The organism is Tissierella sp. MB52-C2, from assembly GCF_030931715.1.
In the GTDB taxonomy this organism is placed as follows: Bacteria; Bacillota; Clostridia; order Tissierellales; family Tissierellaceae; genus Tissierella.
Window position 1 is genome coordinate 212,505 of sequence record NZ_CP133261.1, and the last position, 17,637, is coordinate 230,141.

17 protein-coding genes and 1 riboswitch are annotated in these 17,637 nt (G+C 31.8%); of the genes, 9 read left to right on the forward strand and 8 right to left on the reverse strand.

All coding sequences use genetic code 11. From position 1 onward, the window contains the following. Positions 1 to 24: 24 nt before the first annotated feature. Positions 25 to 208: riboswitch (Lysine riboswitch) on the forward strand. 169 nt (positions 209 to 377) lie between these two features. Genes RBU61_RS01010 through RBU61_RS01020 form a run of 3 tightly spaced genes read left to right on the forward strand, consistent with a single transcriptional unit; the run spans position 378 to position 2,746 of the window. Then, positions 378 to 1,193, forward strand: coding sequence for a transporter substrate-binding domain-containing protein (locus tag RBU61_RS01010; RefSeq protein WP_308877548.1), 816 nt, complete (start codon positions 378 to 380; stop codon positions 1,191 to 1,193). Between the two features lie 24 nt (positions 1,194 to 1,217). Next, the gene (locus RBU61_RS01015) at positions 1,218 to 2,000 is read left to right on the forward strand and encodes an amino acid ABC transporter permease (protein ID WP_308877549.1); all 783 of its coding nucleotides are present in this window, start codon (positions 1,218 to 1,220) and stop codon (positions 1,998 to 2,000) included. Between the two features lie 14 nt (positions 2,001 to 2,014). Then, positions 2,015 to 2,746, forward strand: a complete 732-nt coding sequence (locus tag RBU61_RS01020) for an amino acid ABC transporter ATP-binding protein (protein WP_308877550.1) — start codon at positions 2,015 to 2,017, stop codon at positions 2,744 to 2,746. A gap of 46 nt (positions 2,747 to 2,792) precedes the next feature. Here RBU61_RS01020 and RBU61_RS01025 read toward each other — a convergent pair whose 3' ends face one another. The 6 genes from RBU61_RS01025 to sufC all read right to left on the reverse strand — a co-directional run bounded on the left by RBU61_RS01025 (position 2,793) and on the right by sufC (position 7,933). Beyond that, a complete protein-coding gene (locus RBU61_RS01025; protein WP_308877551.1) occupies positions 2,793 to 2,978 on the reverse strand; it encodes a hypothetical protein in 186 nt (61 codons plus the stop codon). 83 nt (positions 2,979 to 3,061) lie between these two features. Then, on the reverse strand, positions 3,062 to 3,484 hold the full coding sequence (gene sufU, locus RBU61_RS01030) for a Fe-S cluster assembly sulfur transfer protein SufU (RefSeq protein ID WP_308877552.1): 423 nt from the start codon (positions 3,482 to 3,484) through the stop codon (positions 3,062 to 3,064). Continuing rightward, positions 3,474 to 4,712, reverse strand: coding sequence for a cysteine desulfurase (locus RBU61_RS01035; RefSeq protein ID WP_308877553.1), 1,239 nt, complete (start codon positions 4,710 to 4,712; stop codon positions 3,474 to 3,476). The genes sufU and RBU61_RS01035 overlap by 11 nt, the downstream gene beginning before the upstream one ends. Beyond that, on the reverse strand, positions 4,705 to 5,748 hold the full coding sequence (gene sufD, locus RBU61_RS01040) for a Fe-S cluster assembly protein SufD (protein WP_308877554.1): 1,044 nt from the start codon (positions 5,746 to 5,748) through the stop codon (positions 4,705 to 4,707). Before sufD ends, RBU61_RS01035 begins: the two co-directional genes overlap by 8 nt. Positions 5,749 to 5,759: 11 nt before the next feature. Next, complete coding sequence (gene sufB, locus RBU61_RS01045) at positions 5,760 to 7,166, reverse strand: Fe-S cluster assembly protein SufB (protein ID WP_374212472.1); 1,407 nt, start codon at positions 7,164 to 7,166, stop codon at positions 5,760 to 5,762. 11 nt (positions 7,167 to 7,177) lie between these two features. Continuing rightward, positions 7,178 to 7,933: a Fe-S cluster assembly ATPase SufC gene (gene sufC, locus RBU61_RS01050; protein ID WP_308877557.1), complete on the reverse strand. Its 756-nt coding sequence runs from the start codon at positions 7,931 to 7,933 to the stop codon at positions 7,178 to 7,180. A gap of 217 nt (positions 7,934 to 8,150) precedes the next feature. On the opposite strand from sufC, the gene RBU61_RS01055 reads away from it, so the two are divergent. Next, positions 8,151 to 9,074: a L,D-transpeptidase family protein gene (locus tag RBU61_RS01055; RefSeq protein ID WP_308877559.1), complete on the forward strand. Its 924-nt coding sequence runs from the start codon at positions 8,151 to 8,153 to the stop codon at positions 9,072 to 9,074. A gap of 138 nt (positions 9,075 to 9,212) precedes the next feature. After that, the gene (locus RBU61_RS01060; protein ID WP_308877560.1) at positions 9,213 to 10,574 is read left to right on the forward strand and encodes an MATE family efflux transporter; all 1,362 of its coding nucleotides are present in this window, start codon (positions 9,213 to 9,215) and stop codon (positions 10,572 to 10,574) included. 94 nt (positions 10,575 to 10,668) lie between these two features. Here the strand turns inward: RBU61_RS01060 and RBU61_RS01065 are convergent, their stop codons facing one another. Further along, positions 10,669 to 12,249, reverse strand: coding sequence for an aldehyde ferredoxin oxidoreductase N-terminal domain-containing protein (locus tag RBU61_RS01065; protein ID WP_308877562.1), 1,581 nt, complete (start codon positions 12,247 to 12,249; stop codon positions 10,669 to 10,671). 226 nt (positions 12,250 to 12,475) lie between these two features. Here RBU61_RS01065 and RBU61_RS01070 point away from each other — a divergent pair, with 226 nt between their 5' ends. From RBU61_RS01070 to RBU61_RS01085, 4 genes are all read left to right on the forward strand, one after another. After that, on the forward strand, positions 12,476 to 13,561 hold the full coding sequence (locus RBU61_RS01070; protein ID WP_308877564.1) for an ABC transporter substrate-binding protein: 1,086 nt from the start codon (positions 12,476 to 12,478) through the stop codon (positions 13,559 to 13,561). Then, positions 13,561 to 14,574, forward strand: coding sequence for an iron ABC transporter permease (locus RBU61_RS01075; protein WP_308877566.1), 1,014 nt, complete (start codon positions 13,561 to 13,563; stop codon positions 14,572 to 14,574). The genes RBU61_RS01070 and RBU61_RS01075 overlap by 1 nt, the downstream gene beginning before the upstream one ends. Before the next feature lie 10 nt (positions 14,575 to 14,584). Further along, the gene (locus RBU61_RS01080; protein ID WP_308877567.1) at positions 14,585 to 15,355 is read left to right on the forward strand and encodes an ABC transporter ATP-binding protein; all 771 of its coding nucleotides are present in this window, start codon (positions 14,585 to 14,587) and stop codon (positions 15,353 to 15,355) included. 170 nt (positions 15,356 to 15,525) lie between these two features. Then, positions 15,526 to 16,356, forward strand: a complete 831-nt coding sequence (locus RBU61_RS01085; protein WP_308877568.1) for a sulfurtransferase — start codon at positions 15,526 to 15,528, stop codon at positions 16,354 to 16,356. A 24-nt stretch (positions 16,357 to 16,380) separates the two neighbouring features. Here RBU61_RS01085 and RBU61_RS01090 read toward each other — a convergent pair whose 3' ends face one another. After that, complete coding sequence (locus RBU61_RS01090) at positions 16,381 to 17,601, reverse strand: aminopeptidase (protein ID WP_308877569.1); 1,221 nt, start codon at positions 17,599 to 17,601, stop codon at positions 16,381 to 16,383. Between the last annotated feature and the right edge of the window lie 36 nt (positions 17,602 to 17,637).

Genomic DNA, 17,637 nt, shown 5'->3' on the forward strand with positions numbered 1-17,637 from the left:
ATTTAATAAGGCCTCATCTTTTTCAGGTGAGGTAGAGGCGCAGTGTTTAACAGTCCTTAATGGAGCATGAGAAAGCCATGATATTAAGGAGAAGGAAATGTTGCCGAAGTGTATAATATTCTCAGTATTATATGCTGGGTCTGCAGTGAATAATTGCAGGACTGTCTCAATAAACTTTCCCAGTTTATTGAGTTGTGCTATCTCATTTTGGGAAAAGGAGGGGAATTAGGTACTACTATGTCTATTAGGATCTGAGTTCATCTCGGATCTTTTTTTGTTACCAAAATAGTGCAACTCGGATACAAGGTGGTAAGTTTAAGATCTTAGATTTTATATTATTAAATTAAACTTATTATGACAGAAGGAGAGAAGTAAATATGAAAAGAAAAATATCATTATTAGTAGGAATCGCCTTAGTAGCTATGGTTTTAGGAGGATGTGGCAAGTCAGTATCAGATGATAATACTTTTAAAATAGGACTTGAGGCAGGATATGCACCATTTAACTGGACACAAATAGATGATTCAAATGGTGGAGTTAAAATAGATGGAAGTTCAGAGTATGCAGGTGGATATGATGTTGAAATTGCAAAGAAGATTGCAGAAGGGCTAGGAAAAGAATTAGTTATTGTAAAGACAGAGTGGGAAGGTCTTATACCAGCGTTAATATCAGGAAAAATTGATGCTGTAATGGCAGGTATGTCACCGACAGCAGAACGTTTAGAGTCTATTGACTTCTCAAACAATTATTATAAATCAGATTTGATCATGGTTGTAAAAAAAGGTGGAGAATATGAAAATGCCACTTCAATAGATGATTTTAAGAATGCTAAAATTACTGGACAACTAAGCACATTTCACTATTCAGTAATTGATCAAATAGAAGGTGTAAATAAGCAAACAGCAATGGATAATTTTCCAGCCATGAGAGTTGCACTTGAATCAGGAATAATTGACGGTTATGTATCAGAACGCCCAGAGGGAATAAGTGCCACATCTATAAGTGATAAGTTTGCAATGGTGGAGTTTGATCATGGATTTGAGACATCTGACGATGATACTGCAATTGCCGTAGGTATTGTAAAGGGTAGTGAATTAAAGGAAAAGATAAATAAAATATTAGATGGGATTTCAGAAGAAGAATTTAAAGACATTATGGATAATGCCATTAAAAACCAACCAGCAGTTGAGTAATGTTTATTTAGAGAGGTGACGAAAATGAGTTTTGAATGGATAATAAAAATTATTTCAGAGTATTGGCCAATGCTTCTTAGGGGAGCAGGTGTGACTCTTTGGATTTCTATAATTGGTACTATTATAGGGTTTATTATTGGACTATTAATAGGGTCTATACGTACTATTCCAATGTCTAGAAATAAGATAAAGGCTTTTGGTCTTAAAATTGTTAATGCTATCTTTTCTATTTATATAGAAATATTTCGTGGGACACCTATGATAGTGCAAGCCATGGTAATTTATTATGGTTCTGCCTTGGCCTTTGGAATAGATATGGATAGAATATTTGCAGCTATACTTATAGTATCTATAAATACTGGGGCTTATATAGCAGAAATCGTTCGTGGTGGTATACTATCAATCGATAAGGGACAGTTTGAAGCAGCTGAGGCAATTGGAATGAATCATTTTCAAACTATGACCAATATTATATTACCACAGTTAATTAGAAATATCTTACCTGCAATAGGAAATGAATTTGTTATAAATATAAAAGATACCTCAGTTCTTAATGTAATTTCTGTGACAGAATTATATTTCCAAACCAAATCTATTGCAGGAAATAATTTTAAATACTTTGAAACATTCTTTGTGTCATCTGTTTTCTATTTTGTGATGACCTTTACAGTAACTAGGATTTTACGTTTTATCGAAATGAAAATAGATGGCCCTGAAAATTATACTATGAATGTAGAGGAAATGTCAGTGGAGAAGTCTGAAAAATTACTTCCTAGAATGAAAGATGCCGATATAGGACAATATTAGGAAGGAGAGATAATATGGAAAAGGTAATAGAAGTTAAACATTTAAATAAATCCTTCGGAAATCATGAAGTCCTAAAGGATATTAATTTTTCAGTAAATAAAGGTGAAGTAGTCTGTATTATTGGATCATCAGGTTCTGGTAAATCTACACTTCTTCGATGTATAAATCTTTTAGAAGAACCTAGTAGAGGGGAGATTATATATAAAGGAGAAAATATATTAGATGATAATCATGATATTTGTCTATATCGCAGAAAATTAGGAATGGTATTTCAGCAGTTCAATTTATTTAACAATCTTAATGTTTTGGGAAACTGTATGGTGGGACAAAGAAAGGTATTGAATCGCTCTAAAGAAGAAGCAGAAAAGATATCTATGGAGTACTTAAAAGTTGTAGGAATGGAAAAGTTCATCAATGCAAAACCAAAACAATTATCAGGAGGACAAAAGCAACGTGTAGCCATTGCAAGAAGTTTATCTATGAAACCAGATGTAATGTTATTTGATGAGCCAACATCAGCTCTTGATCCTGAAAAGGTGGAAGAAGTGCTTCAAGTTATGAATAAACTTGCTAAAACAGGACTTACAATGATAATAGTAACCCATGAGATGGAGTTTGCAAAAGACGTTGCAGATCGTATAGTATTTATGGATAAGGGTATTATTGCAGAGGAGGGAACTCCAGATAAGATATTCAATAATCCAAGTAAAGAACGTACAAGGGAATTTTTAAGACGTGTATTATAGAAATGAAAAGACAGTAAACTTTACTGTCTTTTCATTATATCTATGATTATGAAGGATTGAAAGTGTCCTTATTTTTATGGGAATATTCTTTTTCTCCCATGTGAGCTATACTCTTGGTTATACCCATGGAATTTGCCATAGTAGTAGGATCATAGCCTAATTCATTGGCTATTTCTAACTTCATTTCTTCAAAAGCTTTCATAGCATTTTCGTTTATTGGTTTTTTAGTCATTAAAATCACCTCGTATATATTATTTGCTCTTATTTTATATAATTAGTAGATATTTCATACTAGGTAATTAAATGAAAATGCTTCTAACTAATGGCTTCCTTTAATGTATGCCATGCTAAAACAGCACATTTTACTCTAGCGGGCATATTAGAAATATTTTGTAGAACTATGGCATCTTCCAATTTTTCCAATTGATTTTCATCTGTTATTTCTTTTTTAATCATAGCTATAAATATCTCTACTAGATTTAAAGCCTTCTCTGTAGTTAGCCCTTTTATTAAATCTATCATCATAGATGTAGATGCTTGAGATATGGCACATCCAACTCCTGTAAAGGAGGCATCTTTTATTATATTTCCATCAAGTTTAAGCTCTAAAGTAATATCATCGCCACAACTAGGATTATGACCTCTTTCTCTTATATCTGGATCTACTAAAGCTTTTTTATTATGTCCACTTCTATTATGTTCCATAATTAGCTCTGTATAAATAGAATTAATATCCATAGCCAAACCACTTCCTTACATTTTTAATTCCTTCAATAAATTTATCTATATCTTCCGTTGTATTATAAAGGTAGAAACTAATCCTTGAAGTTGCAGGTATATTAAGATGTTTCATTAAAGGCTGACAACAGTGGTGTCCTGCTCTTATGGCTATACCATAGGAATCTAGAATGGAGGCTATATCATGGGGATGAATATCATCTATGGTGAAGGAGATTATTCCACCACGTAAATTTAAGTCTTTAGGTCCTTGAATATTTATATATGGCAAACCTACCATTTTGTCTAAGGCGCATTCCACTAGTTTGTTTTCGTGAGCTTCAATATTATCTAATCCAATTTTTTGCAGATAGTCAATGGCTGATGCTAGTCCAACAGCACCCTCTACATTTTGCGTTCCCCCCTCAAATTTAAAGGGGAGGGGAGCAAAGGTTGCACTATCTTCAGAAACGTATTCTATCATATCTCCACCTAATAAAAATGGTGGCATTATCTCCAGTAATTGTTTTTTCCCATATAACACTCCAATGCCCATGGGACCCAACATTTTATGTCCAGAGAAAACAAAGAAATCTGCATCAAGTTTTTGCACATCTACTGTCATATGAGGAGTGCTTTGGGCACCATCTACTATGACTACGGCACCCATTTTATGGGCATATTCTATGATTTCTTCTATTGGATGAATAGTTCCAAGTGTGTTTGACATTTGAGAAATAGCCACAATCTTTGTTTTGTTGGTTATTTTAGATTTGACTTCTTCTAGAGGAAGTCTTCCTTCTTTATTAAGGTACATATATTTTAAAACTCCACCTTTTTGCCTTGCTACCCTTTGCCAAGGTAAGACATTACTATGATGCTCTGATATGGCGAGAACTATTTCATCATTTTCTTTAATAAACTCCATACCATAAGAATAAGCAATTAAGTTAAGAGATTCTGTAGCATTTTTTGTAAATATAATTTCTTCTATATATTTAGCATTTATAAACTTTTTTACTTTTTCTTTAGCCAAGTCATATGCTTTAGTAGCCTCTATACTAAGCTCATGGGCTCCCCTGTGGGGATTGCCATGGGAAGTTCTATTGTAATTATTCATGGCATTTATCACATCTATAGGTTTTTGAGTTGTAGCACCATTATCTAAATAAATTAAATTATTACCATTGATTTTCTGATTGAATATAGGAAAATCTTTTCTTATTTCAAAAGGATTTAATTTATTCATCTATAAGCCTCCCCTCAATTTCCTTACTAATAATAAGGCGTAAGTCTTCAAATGGTATCTTATCAACTACTGGTCTAAAGGATGCTTCTATAATCAATTTTTTTGCTTCTCTCTCACTTAGTCCCCTACTCATAAGATAGAAAAGTCTATTTTCATCGATTTGTCCTGCACTGGCAGCATGTTCTCCCTCTACATCATCTTCTTCACATAATAGAGCAGGAATAGAATCAGATTTTACAGTGGGATCCAGTAGTATTACATATTCTTCTTCAACACCTTTAGAGTGTCTAGCACCTCTTTTAAAATCAAGATTTCCTCTGAAGACTTTTTTGGCATTATCTTTAAGGACTCCCTTAGTTTTAATACTGCTTATGCTTCTAGGACCTTTATGAATCATGGAATATTCTAAATCCATTTTTCGTTCACCATCTCCTAAATATATAGAGGAAAGAGCAGATTCACTGGCTTCTCCTTCTAGAAATGTGGAATAACTAGCACCGCTAATATTACTTCCCAACTCTACAGAAATCCAGTTAACTATTCCTCCACCTTCAACAAAGGCAATATTTGAATCAAAACTAGGAGATATATCATTTAGCCTTTGAATCTTTACTATATTGACTACTGCATTTTCCTTTGCATATACGACAGTAAGTCCATTATGAAATGCATTTACCTCTTTTGTAGAATTATAGTCAAAGATAATAGTGGACTCACTACCAGATTCAGCTACAATAATATTTTTATCTATAACCATAGGGTTTTCCATATCCATATTGAATTCAACCTTTATAGGGCTATTAACCTTTATATTCTGGGGAAGGGATAAACTTATTCCACTATTATATGAATCCCTGGCAAAGACAATAAATTTATCTCCTAATCCTTTAGCTTCGTCTATGTCTAACTCTATGTCCCGTGTAGTTTTATTCAATTGTATTTCATTTGGAATATTGCTAGATTTAATGTATTCTTTATTATAATTGACAACATTGGGAAAATCAAAATCTTCCAATTTAATTCTCTTCCAAAGCATTTTATCCCTCCTTATCCAATAGAGCCTTCAAGCTCTATATTGATTAGATTATTTAACTCAACTGCATATTCAAGAGGTAGTTCTTTGGTTATTGGGTCAACAAATCCTCTAACTATCATTGCCTTAGCCTCTTCTTCATCTATACCTCTACTCATTAGATAGAAAATAGCCTCATCACTGATTCTGCCAATTTTTGCTTCATGACCTATATCTATATTGTCATTATTTAATTCTATAACTGGTAAAGTATCTGACTTAGAATCATTATCAAGCATTAAGGATTCACAGGATACTGTAGACTTGCAGCCATAGGCATCCTTAGCCACCCTAAGAAGTCCCCTATAAAAAGCATATCCACCATCCTTAGATATGGATTTAGAGTTAACAGTAGAAGTAGTATGAGGAGCTGCATGAACCACCTTTGTACCAGTATCTAAATGCTGACCTTTTGCAGCAAATGTAATACCAGTAAATTCAGATTTTGCACCTTCTCCCCTTAATATGCTCATAGGATATAGCATGGAAACTTTAGAACCAAAAGAGCCAGAAACCCATTCTATAGTTCCATTTTTATCTACTACAGCTCTTTTGGTATTTAAATTGTACATATTTCTAGACCAATTCTCTATGGTACTATATCTAAGAGAAGCATTTTCTTTTACAAATAATTCAACACAACCAGCGTGAAGATTATTTACCTTATATTTTGGTGCAGAACAACCTTCTATAAAATGAAGCTTTGCACCTTTTTCAACTATAATTAAAGTATGTTCAAATTGTCCTGCTCCAGGTGCATTAAGTCTAAAGTAAGATTGTAAAGGAATATCTACTTGAACTCCTTCGGGAACATAAACAAAAGAGCCACCAGACCATACTGCTCCGTGAAGGGCAGCGAATTTATGGTCATTTGGAGGAACAAGTTTCATAAAGTATTCTTTAACTATATCTTCATAGTCTATTAAGGCAGTTTCCATATCCATATAAACTACACCTGCATCTACTAATTCTTGTCTAATATTATGATATACTACTTCTGAATCATACTGTGCCCCTACTCCAGCTAGAGATTCTCTTTCTGCTTGAGGTAGTCCTAATCGCTCAAAAGTGTCCTTTATATCATCAGGAACATCTTCCCAGCTATTCTTCATATCTGAATCTGGCTTAATATAGGTAATTATATTTTCCATATCAAGATCAGATAAATCTACTCCCCATTTAGGAATAGGTTTATTATTATATATTTCTAAAGATTTTAATCTAAAATCAGTCATCCACTGGGGCTCATTTTTTTCCTTTGAAATTTCCATTATTATTTCAGGAGTTAATCCCTTGTCGGTCTTATATTTGTAGGTAAATTCATTTTTAATATCGTAGATTCCTCTATCAATATCTTCAATGACAGACTTTTTTCTTTCCATATTCATCACCTCTATTTATTGGAAAATTCATTTTTAATATTTTCATATCCATTTTTATTAATTTCCTGAGCCAATTCTAATCCACCACTTTTAACTATCTTTCCGTCAAGTAATATATGGACAAAATCAGGCTGAAGATATTCTAGTAGTTTATTGTAGTGAGTTATCACTAATATAGATTTTTTATTATCTTGAAGTTTTTTTACACCCTCGGCTACTATTCTTATGGCATCTACATCAAGCCCAGAATCTGTTTCGTCTAGAATTGCAAGTTTTGGCTCAAGAATAGACATTTGAAGAATTTCATTTTTCTTTTTTTCTCCACCAGAAAAACCTAGATTTAAATATCTGGAAGCATATTCTTCTTTCATTTCCAGTTGCTCCATTTTTTCTTTCAATAGTTTTCTAAATAGAATAATCTTTTGCATTTCTCCAGATACAGAAGCTTTTGCAGTTCTTAAAAACTCCTCTACTGTGACGCCAGGAATTTCTTCTGGATATTGAAATGATAAAAAGATACCCTTTTTAGCTCTTTTATCTGGTTTTAAATCATTTATTATTTCTCCATGAAATTCTATACTTCCATTTGTAATTTCATACTTAGGATGTCCCATTAGGGTATATCCTAAAGTAGACTTACCACCGCCATTAGGCCCCATGATTACATGGATTTCTCCTTCACCAATTTGGAGACTTAGACCTTTTAGTATCTCTTTATCTTCTATATTTACCTTTAAATCATTTATATTTAATAAATTATTTGTCATACAATCTCTCCTTTATATGAAATAGACTATCAACTGATAAGTGTTATCATTATCATATATTTTTAATTATATACTTATGCCCTAAGAAAGTAAAGCTACTAATTTAATAGGAATTAATTATAAGTTTATATAAAGAATAATATATGAGATATAATCCTGGATTCATAGGAATAGAATAAATAGAAGAATTATATAGGTATGTGAAGGAGAGGGTTATATGTGGAAACAAGGACTAGTACTAGTATTATCTATTATTTCGTCTACTATGATTACTAATCCAGAACAAGAAGTATTAGATAATCTTAATATAAGTATGCCAGAAGAAGTAATAGAAAGCCAAGAAGAACTAGTAAATGAAGGAGTTGGAGAAGAGATAGAGGAAGAAATTGAAGAAGAAATTGAGGAAGTTAATGAAGGAGAAAAAGAAATTATAAAGTTTACATTAGATAAATTGAATTTAAAAGAAGGTATAGTGGCTGAAGATGTTTTAAGAGTTAAAAAGTTTTTAAAGGAAAAAGGATATACAGATATGAGTGAAGGTTACTATTTTGATGGAAGTATAAAATCAGCAATAGCAAAATATCAGAAAGATAATGGGTTAACATCTGATGGAATAGTTGGAAATTTTACATATGAAAAAATAAACCAGGATATGGAAAATAATAATATAAGCATACCAGAAATAAAAATAGAATTTACAAAGGATATACCTAAGGGAAAGTTTATAATAATCAATAAGGATAGTAATACGTTGTATCATCTAAATGGAGAGGAAATAATAAAGAAATATCATGTGGCAACAGGAAAACAATCAGAGCATACTCCAGAGGGAAAGTTTACTATAATTGTTAAATATATAAATCCCTCATGGGGTGGTGCAGGGAGAAGTAAGCCTATAAAAGGAGGAGCACCTAATAATCCTTTAGGGAAAAGATGGATGGGATTAAATATTAAAGGTGGGGGAGTATATGGAATTCATGGAAATTCAAATAAAGACAGTATTGGAAGATACATATCTTTAGGGTGTATTAGAATGTTTAATGAAGATGTGGAATATTTATATAATATAGTAGAAAAAAATACTCCTGTATGGATAGGAAATGAGGAAAAACTTAAAGATTTTGGAATATTATTTAGGTAATTGCAGACTTGCAAAGGACGAATTAATTTGATAGACTAATTATATATTTATTGTAAAAGGATGGCTTCTATTGGGACACCCATGACGTTGCCATATCTTTTTTATTTTTTGCAATATTTCTTAGACAGGAGGATAAAAATGAATAATGAAACAACAGACAAATTAGGACAAGACAGTATAGGAAAATTATTATTCAGTTTGGCAATGCCGGCTATCATAGCTCAGCTTGTAAATATGCTATATAATATTGTTGACCGTATTTACATTGGACATATGCCAGAGATAGGAGCAACAGCTTTAACAGGGGTTGGTGTTACCTTTCCGATTATTATGATAATTACAGCATTTAGTTCACTTATAGGAATGGGTGGAGCACCAAGGGCAGCTATAAAAATGGGAGAAAAAAACCATAATGAGGCTGAAAAAATATTAGGAAATTGTTTTGTACTTTTAATTGTTATTTCTATTATATTAACAGCTTTTTTCCTGGCAACAGGTGAAAAACTATTGATGTTGTTTGGTGCCAGTAGTGATACTATTGGCTATGGACTTAGCTATCTAAATATTTATGTAGGTGGAACAATATTTGTAATGATAACATTGGGACTTAATAGTTTTATATCAACTCAAGGTTTTGCAAAAACAAGTATGATGACAGTTTTAATAGGAGCTGTAATAAATATAGTCTTAGATCCAATTCTAATATTTGGATTTAAAATGGGTGTTAAAGGTGCGGCAATTGCTACAGTTACTTCTCAGGCAATATCAGCTATTTGGGTTTTAAAGTTTATGTTAGGGGACAAAACTAGATTAAAAATTCGCAAGATAAATATGAAACTAGATAAAGCGGTTATTATTCCAGTTCTTATGTTAGGGGTATCTCCTTTCATAATGAATAGTACAGAAAGTTTATTAAATATATCTTTGAACTCGTCTTTACAAAAATATGGGGGAGATGTGGCAGTAGGAGCAATGACCATATTATCCAGTTTAATGCAGGTCATATTTTTACCAATATCAGGATTAACACAGGGAGCACAACCAATAATTAGTTATAACTATGGTGCAAAGAAGAATGATAGAGTAAAGGAAACCTTTAAACTACTTATAATATCGGCTATGGCTTTTTCACTTATAATGTGGGGATTGATGATGATATTCCCAAGGGGATTTGTATCTTTATTTACTAAAAATATTGCACTGATGAATTTTACTTCATGGGCACTCAGAATCTATCTAGGATTAGGGGTTATACTTGGAGCGCAAATAGCATGTCAGCAGACATTTATAGCCATAGGGCAAGCAAAAATATCATTATTCCTTGCGTTACTTAGAAAAGTAATATTGCTTATACCTTTAATATATATATTACCTCATTTCTTTGAGGATAAAGTATTTGCAGTATTTTTTGCAGAGCCTGTGGCAGACCTAATTGCAGTTACTGTTACTGTAACTGCGTTTTCAATGCAATTTAAAAAGTTATTAAGGGCGAATAATTAGATTATTTAATATTGAAATATATTAAAATTATTCGGATAAAAAGTAAGAAAGTAATAGGATGGATAAAGAAAAACTGGGATATCCCAGTTTTTCTTTATCCAATATACACTTTAGTTTCATCTTTGTGAAAATATCTATATAGGACCTTCACGAAATTAGGTATAGTTTTAGACACATTTTTTAACTTTACTTCACCTTCATATTCTTTTTCATTTTTTATAGTTTTGAGGGCATAGTCTAAAATACTTTTTTCGTTTACTTCTATCCCTGTTTTATAAAAAAATAATTCAGAGAGTAGAGTTAGTGCTTTAGGATTATCTATAAATGCAAAAGAAGCAAATAAACAAAAACCTAGATTCTCTAAGGTAATTATATATGCATATAAATAATCTAAATCTGATAATCCTGGTAAATTAATAGTTTTCGACTGAATATCTATATTGAAGTTTTTTTCCTCAACTATGGATGGCTTAGACACCATTTCCTTATATTTTTCTTTTTCTCTAAACAAACCATACATACCCTCAGTTTTACTACCTAATACTCTGCCTATTAAAGTAAGATTTTTGACCTCCACTAAAGCTTTATCCATTTCTTTTATATTACCTTCTATTTCCTGTAGATTAAAATAAAGAGCACAGCTAAAAATGAATTCAATACAATCTATACCTAACTCAAAACACTTATTTGTAAAGTTTTTTACATATTGCTTATCATTTATATCAAAACATTCATTCAATGCTGCATATGCTTCACTTTCAGCAGGAGCAGAGTAATAGTCTTCACCTGTTTTAGTATGTCTATTTAAACATCCTACCACACAGAGAGGAGAACAAGTTCTATTAATTTTAAATGCTATATCTTTATAATTATTTTTGATATTGTTGTTACAATCTAGCTCTGACATATCTATGTTTTTACCTTGGGATAACATTTTCATTAAGGTAATAGAACCAAGTCCAGGTAAGGCCTTACCACATATAGGATGTTCTATAATGATTTTGGATAATTCCTTAGAACATCTTTTCATATTTTCTACATCATATACTGGAGCGTTAAAATGTTCTTTATTTTTAACAGCTATGGCCTTTAACCCTTTATATCCAAAAATATCACCTATACTGTTTCTTGCGCAATAAAAGGAAGGACTTCCCTCTGGATATGTACTAAATAGAGTGGATATGGGTAATAGATTTTCACCTGAAGGGCCTATGCCAATAACTCCACATTCTTTCCCATATAAGCCTTGTATAATATCTATGGTTGAAGATACATCCATGCCTTTAATATTATTAATATTAACTAAAGAAATATGATTTTCCTCAATTAATAGTGTCAATGGTATTTCTTCAGTACTTTTTCCAGATATTATAATGGCATCTATATTAAGAGATGCTAATTTTTGTGAGATAGTACCTGCAATATTTGAAATCTGTATTCCTTCATCTTTTGAGGATTTTGTACCTACCAATAGCCTGCCAGTACTGGGAGCCAAGGTTCCAGAGAATAGACCTGGGGCTAATACTATTACATTTTCGTCATCAAGCCTACTAGCATTAGGAGAAACCTCCTCCCTTATAATCTTTGCAATTAAACCTCTGCCATAATCCTCGGAGTCGTTTTGCTTTTTAATTATTTGTTTTTTCGTTAAATCTATATAAAGTAATTTACTCAAATTAAATTACCTCCTTCATCTTTTCTAATAAATTATACCATTAATTTTTTTAAACCATCTATAGATTAGTAAAATCTATAGGAAGGCTTCTATTATAGATAATCTTTTTAAAAATTGCTAATTAATTGACATTGAAAAAATTATATGGTATATCTTATTTAGATTAATACTGTAATTATCAAGTATTAGAGCAAGATAATATGACGAAAATTAAAGGGGGATTTTAATGAAATTTTGGAAAAGAGGTATTTTATTTCTATTGGTTTTTGTAATTTCTGTATCCATGGTTGGATGTAAACCAAAGGATAAAACTAAGGTTGATGAAGAAATAACAGATGCGTCAACAGAAGAACTACAAAACAAAGAATTAGAGCAAGAATCCGAAGAAAGTGAAATTACTATTATAGACCATTTAGGAAGAACGGTAACACTTGATAAAAAGGCAGAAAAGATAGTAAGTGGATATTATATAACTACATCTATGATGATTGCTTTAGGACTGGAGGATAATGTAGTAGGAATAGAGGCGAAAGCTAAATCAAGACCTATTTATTCATTAGCAGCACCTGAATTTTTAGAACTTCCAAACGTTGGTACAGCAAAAGAATTTAATTTAGAAGGTACGATAGCACTTGAACCAGATTTAGTTATATTACCTATTAGATTAAAGGATGCTGTAGAAAGTTTAGAGAAAATGGGAATAAAAGTCTTAGCAGTAAATCCTGAAAACATGGACTTACTGAAAGAAACCCTTAAAATAGTAGGATTAGCTACAGGAACTACAGAGAGAGCTGATAAGTTAATATCCTATTATGATGATAAGTTTATACAAATTGAAAAGTTAATTGGTACAGAAAGTAAGAAGAAAGTGTATCTAGGAGGTAATAGCGATTTTCTGTCTACAGCAGCAAAGAATATGTACCAAAACTATATGATAGAAGCAGCAGGAGGTATCAACGTTGCTTCTGACATTGATGATACTTACTGGGCTACTATTTCCTATGAGCAATTAATCTCTTATAATCCAGACATTATAGTTATAGTACCAGAAGCAGACTATACAAAAGATGATATAATAAATGATACTAAATTAGCTGGAATAAATGCAGTGAAAAATAATAAAATATATGTAATGCCAGATACATTTGAAGCTTGGGACTCTCCAGTACCTTCTAGTATATTAGGTACAATGTGGTTAACATTTGTTATAAATGAGGATATTCATAACTTTGATGATTTTAAAGAAGAGGTAGCTAACTTCTATGAAACATTTTATAATTTTACAGTAGATAAAGAGAAAATTACTAAATAATGAAGATATATGCTTCAGAGGTAAGGAAGACTAATAACAAATATTTCCTTCAATATCTTATAGCAATTATATTATTATGTGTTGCATTTGCCTTTTCCATAGGAGTAGGAAAGTATCCAATTCATATTAAAGATATAATAAAAATTACTCTTGGTAAGGAAGTTGATTCAACTGTAAGAATGGTATTTTTTAACCTTCGTCTTCCAAGGACTATTATGGTTCTTATTGCAGGAATGGGGCTTAGTATATCAGGGAGTATATACCAAACTATTTTCAAAAATCCTCTTGCAACTCCAGATATTATAGGAGTATCTTCTGGGGCGACTCTTGGGGCGGCCATTGCAATAGTATTTTTATCTGGAGGAACATTTACTGTAGCTTTTAATGCCTTTATGGGAGGTATAGTAGCAGTTTTCATAGCTATTGGACTTGCTAGGATGTCAGAGAATAAAGGGATTGCTACCATTGTCTTAGCAGGTATCGTTATTGGTTCAATAACTAATGGACTAATAATGATATTAAAGTTCTTTGCAGACCCTGAAAGGCAGCTTGCAGCAATAGAGTTTTGGTCCATGGGTAGCTTTGCAGGAATTACAGCTGATAAAATGCTAGGGGTATTACCTTTCTTTTTATTGGGTATTATCATACTTATACTACTTAGATGGCAGATAAATATTTTATCATTAAGTGATGATGAGGGGAAAAGTCTTGGTTTGAAGATTGAAAGAGTACGCTTACTTATTATTGCAGCTGCAACTTTAGTTGTAGCCAGTATTGTAAGTATTACTGGGCTTATATCATTTATAAGTCTAATAGCACCACATATAGCAAGGATTATGAGGAAACGAAATGACTTTAGTACCACTATTTTTAGTGGATTAATTGGTTCATTAATCCTCATTATAGCTGATTGCCTAGCAAGAAGTATAGGAAGTAGCGAAATTCCCATTAGCATACTGACTACTTTTATTGGGGCACCTTATTTAGCATATTTAATGAGTCGCCATAGGTAGGAGGAATATAATGGAGGTATTAAAAATTGAAAATATAGTTGCTAGTTATGGGAGAGAGTTAATAGTTGATGATATTAGTTTTCATATGAAAAAAGGGGAATTCACTGCTCTTTTAGGTTTAAATGGTACTGGGAAAACAACTTTATTAAAGGTGATTTGCGGACTGCTTAGACCGAAAAGTGGTAAATGTTTGATAGATAATAAAGATATGATGAAATATAAGGAAAAAGAAAGGGCAAAGTATATTTCTTTTATGCCCCAACGCCACAGTATAATATATGATACAACAGTGTTAGAGGTTGTATTAATGGGAATTACCCCCTATCTTGGAACTTTTAGCCATCCAACTAATGAGCATAGAAAAATTGCTCATGATATACTAGAAAAAATGAATATGGGAGAACGTGCTAATAAAAACTTTCTCCAGTTAAGTGAAGGACAAAAGCAGCTAGTTATTATAGCCAGATCTTTAATGCAGAATTCACAATTTATGTTATTTGATGAGCCAAATAGTGCTCTTGACTTTAATAACAGCCATATGATTTTGTCAAAGATAAGGGAAGTAATAAAAAAGGAAAGAAAGTCTGGGCTAATAACTTTGCATGATCCTAATATGGCACTAAGCTACTGTGATAGAATTATAGTGTTAAAAGATAAAAAGAAGTTTGCTGATTTTTATATAAAGGATATAGATAGTGGATTTATTCAAGAAGTGTTTAATAAAATATATGGAGATATAGAGATAATTCATTATAATGGAAAGTATATGATAGTAAAATAAAACCAGTGGGATTTCCTGCTGGTTTTATTTTACCACATCTTTGGCTACAGTCTTTTCAATACAATTTTTAAAATACTTCAAGAGAATAATTAAATCATTTAATTGTATATATTAAAATTATTTGGGTAACAAATAAGAACTAGAAACTATTAAAATATATTGGAGGAAACATGAAAAATATCATATCTCAAGAATGGCTGAAAAACAATATATCAAAGGAAGACTTAATTATATTAGATACTAGAGCTGAGTTAAATGATCCTAGCTACGGTTTTAATGAATATAATAAAGGGCATATTAAAGGTGCACAATTTGTGTCAATGGAAGAAGTTATGACTGGAGAATTAAGGGAACATGGAGGCAGACACCCATTGCCTAATATGGATGAATTTATAGAAAACATGAAAAGTCTTGGTATAGAAGATAACTCTACTGTAGTTATTTACGATGATGGAGAGTTAGCTATGGCAGGTAGATTGTGGTGGATTCTAAAATATTCTGGAAAAAACAAGGTTTATGTTTTAGAAGGGGGTATAAAATCTTGGGTAGAAAATGATTTAGAATTGACTACAGAAATTCCTAAAGTAAAGAAATCAAACTCCTTAACTCTAAATTTAGCCCCATCAATGGAAGTGGATATGGATTATGTAAAAAAAGTAATTACCGATAAAGACATAGCCATAATAGATTCAAGGGCCTATGAAAGATATATCGGGAAAATAGAGACAATAGATAAAGTAGCAGGGCATATTCCAAGTGCTTTAAATTATCCATGGACTAATTTAGTAGAAGATGGAATAAAGCCTAAGGAAGAACTGGAAGAATATTTTAAACCATTGAAAGACTATAAGGAAGTAATAGTTCACTGTGGTTCAGGTATTACAGGAACAGTAAATCTAATGTTCATGGAAGAAATAGGATTGAAGCCCAAATTTTACGTAGGTGGATATAGTGATTGGATTAGTTATGAAGACAATGAAATAGTAGAAGGAGATAAATAAAACCAGCGGGATTTCCCGCTGGTTTTAAAATACCCAATTTCCGTTTCTAAATAATTCTACTTCATTTCCACTCTTTTCATAGGCCATAATGCTTAGCTCAGGTCCACCCACCATAAAATCCACATGGATTAAACTAAAGTTTGAACCCTTAGCTTCTAATTCTTCTTGAGTCATATTTGAACCATTCCTCATGGCATAAGCATAGGCACGACCTAAGGCAAAGTGACAAGAAGCATTTTCATCAAATAGAGTTTCATTAAATAATATGCCTGTATTAGAAATAGGAGAATCATCTTGTACCAAGGCAACTTCGCCTAAATATTTAGCACCTTCGTCATTTTCTAAAAGCTTTTCAAGAACATCTTTACCCTTTTCTGCATAAAAATCTACAACTTTTCCATCTTTAAATGTAAATCCAAAATTATCTACGATTTTTCCATTTAAACTAAGAGGCTTGGTAGATTTAAGAGTACCATTTACCTTTAAGCGATGAGGTGTAGTAAATACTTCTTCTGTGGGAATATTTGCAACATAGGAATGTCCACTTTGACTTTCTTTTGCACCACCCATCCAAAAATGATCTTCAGCTAAGTATACCTCTAAATCTGTACCTGGACCTTTAAATACTAATTTATCAAACTGTTTTTCATTTAAAAAGTTTCTATATTTTTTAAGATTTTTATCATGAATCTCCCATGCTTTTACTGGGTCATCTTGATCAACTCTAGTGGCTGCAAATATTTTCTCCCATAGTTTATCTATGGCTTCTTTTTCATCTAATTCTGGAAATACAGATTTAGCCCAAGCTGGTGATGGCATGGCTACTATATTCCATTTTGTAATTCCTGTCATTCTATATTTCATTACATGAGCCATAGCCTTAGAAGCAGACTTTTGACTTGTGGCAATTTTTTCACCATCTACATCTTTTAATAGTTCAGGGTCAGATGCTAAAATAAAAATATGATGATAATTGTCTTTATACATAGCTTCTAAAGAACCCACTTTCCACTGTGGAAAATTTTCAAATACAAAATCTTTCCCATTTTCAAATTTTATTAAACTCATTTCATCATCATTTAACATAAATTCAACATGCTTTGCACCGATTTCATAAGCTTTCTTCATCATAAGTCTGGCTAGGGGTAATGTTTCTGCGTTTCCTGTTATTATTAACCCCTCTTTTTCCTTTAAATTAACTCCAACTTTTACAGCAAGTTCAGCATATTTTTCTAAATTATTCATATTTACCTCCCTAATAAAAGTATTATCTATATTTTA

Excerpts from the sequence above, each read along its gene's own strand:
- RBU61_RS01010 (WP_308877548.1), top strand. The coding sequence starts at position 378 with ATGAAAAGAAAAATATCATTATTAGTAGGAATCGCCTTAGTAGCTATG.
- RBU61_RS01015 (WP_308877549.1), top strand. The coding sequence starts at position 1,218 with ATGAGTTTTGAATGGATAATAAAAATTATTTCAGAGTATTGGCCAATG.
- RBU61_RS01020 (WP_308877550.1), top strand. The coding sequence starts at position 2,015 with ATGGAAAAGGTAATAGAAGTTAAACATTTAAATAAATCCTTCGGAAAT.
- RBU61_RS01025 (WP_308877551.1), bottom strand. The coding sequence starts at position 2,978 with ATGACTAAAAAACCAATAAACGAAAATGCTATGAAAGCTTTTGAAGAA.
- sufU (WP_308877552.1), bottom strand. The coding sequence starts at position 3,484 with ATGGATATTAATTCTATTTATACAGAGCTAATTATGGAACATAATAGA.
- RBU61_RS01035 (WP_308877553.1), bottom strand. The coding sequence starts at position 4,712 with ATGAATAAATTAAATCCTTTTGAAATAAGAAAAGATTTTCCTATATTC.
- sufD (WP_308877554.1), bottom strand. The coding sequence starts at position 5,748 with ATGCTTTGGAAGAGAATTAAATTGGAAGATTTTGATTTTCCCAATGTT.
- sufB (WP_374212472.1), bottom strand. The coding sequence starts at position 7,166 with ATGGAAAGAAAAAAGTCTGTCATTGAAGATATTGATAGAGGAATCTAC.
- sufC (WP_308877557.1), bottom strand. The coding sequence starts at position 7,933 with ATGACAAATAATTTATTAAATATAAATGATTTAAAGGTAAATATAGAA.
- RBU61_RS01055 (WP_308877559.1), top strand. The coding sequence starts at position 8,151 with ATGTGGAAACAAGGACTAGTACTAGTATTATCTATTATTTCGTCTACT.
- RBU61_RS01060 (WP_308877560.1), top strand. The coding sequence starts at position 9,213 with ATGAATAATGAAACAACAGACAAATTAGGACAAGACAGTATAGGAAAA.
- RBU61_RS01070 (WP_308877564.1), top strand. The coding sequence starts at position 12,476 with ATGAAATTTTGGAAAAGAGGTATTTTATTTCTATTGGTTTTTGTAATT.
- RBU61_RS01075 (WP_308877566.1), top strand. The coding sequence starts at position 13,561 with ATGAAGATATATGCTTCAGAGGTAAGGAAGACTAATAACAAATATTTC.
- RBU61_RS01080 (WP_308877567.1), top strand. The coding sequence starts at position 14,585 with ATGGAGGTATTAAAAATTGAAAATATAGTTGCTAGTTATGGGAGAGAG.
- RBU61_RS01085 (WP_308877568.1), top strand. The coding sequence starts at position 15,526 with ATGAAAAATATCATATCTCAAGAATGGCTGAAAAACAATATATCAAAG.
- RBU61_RS01090 (WP_308877569.1), bottom strand. The coding sequence starts at position 17,601 with ATGAATAATTTAGAAAAATATGCTGAACTTGCTGTAAAAGTTGGAGTT.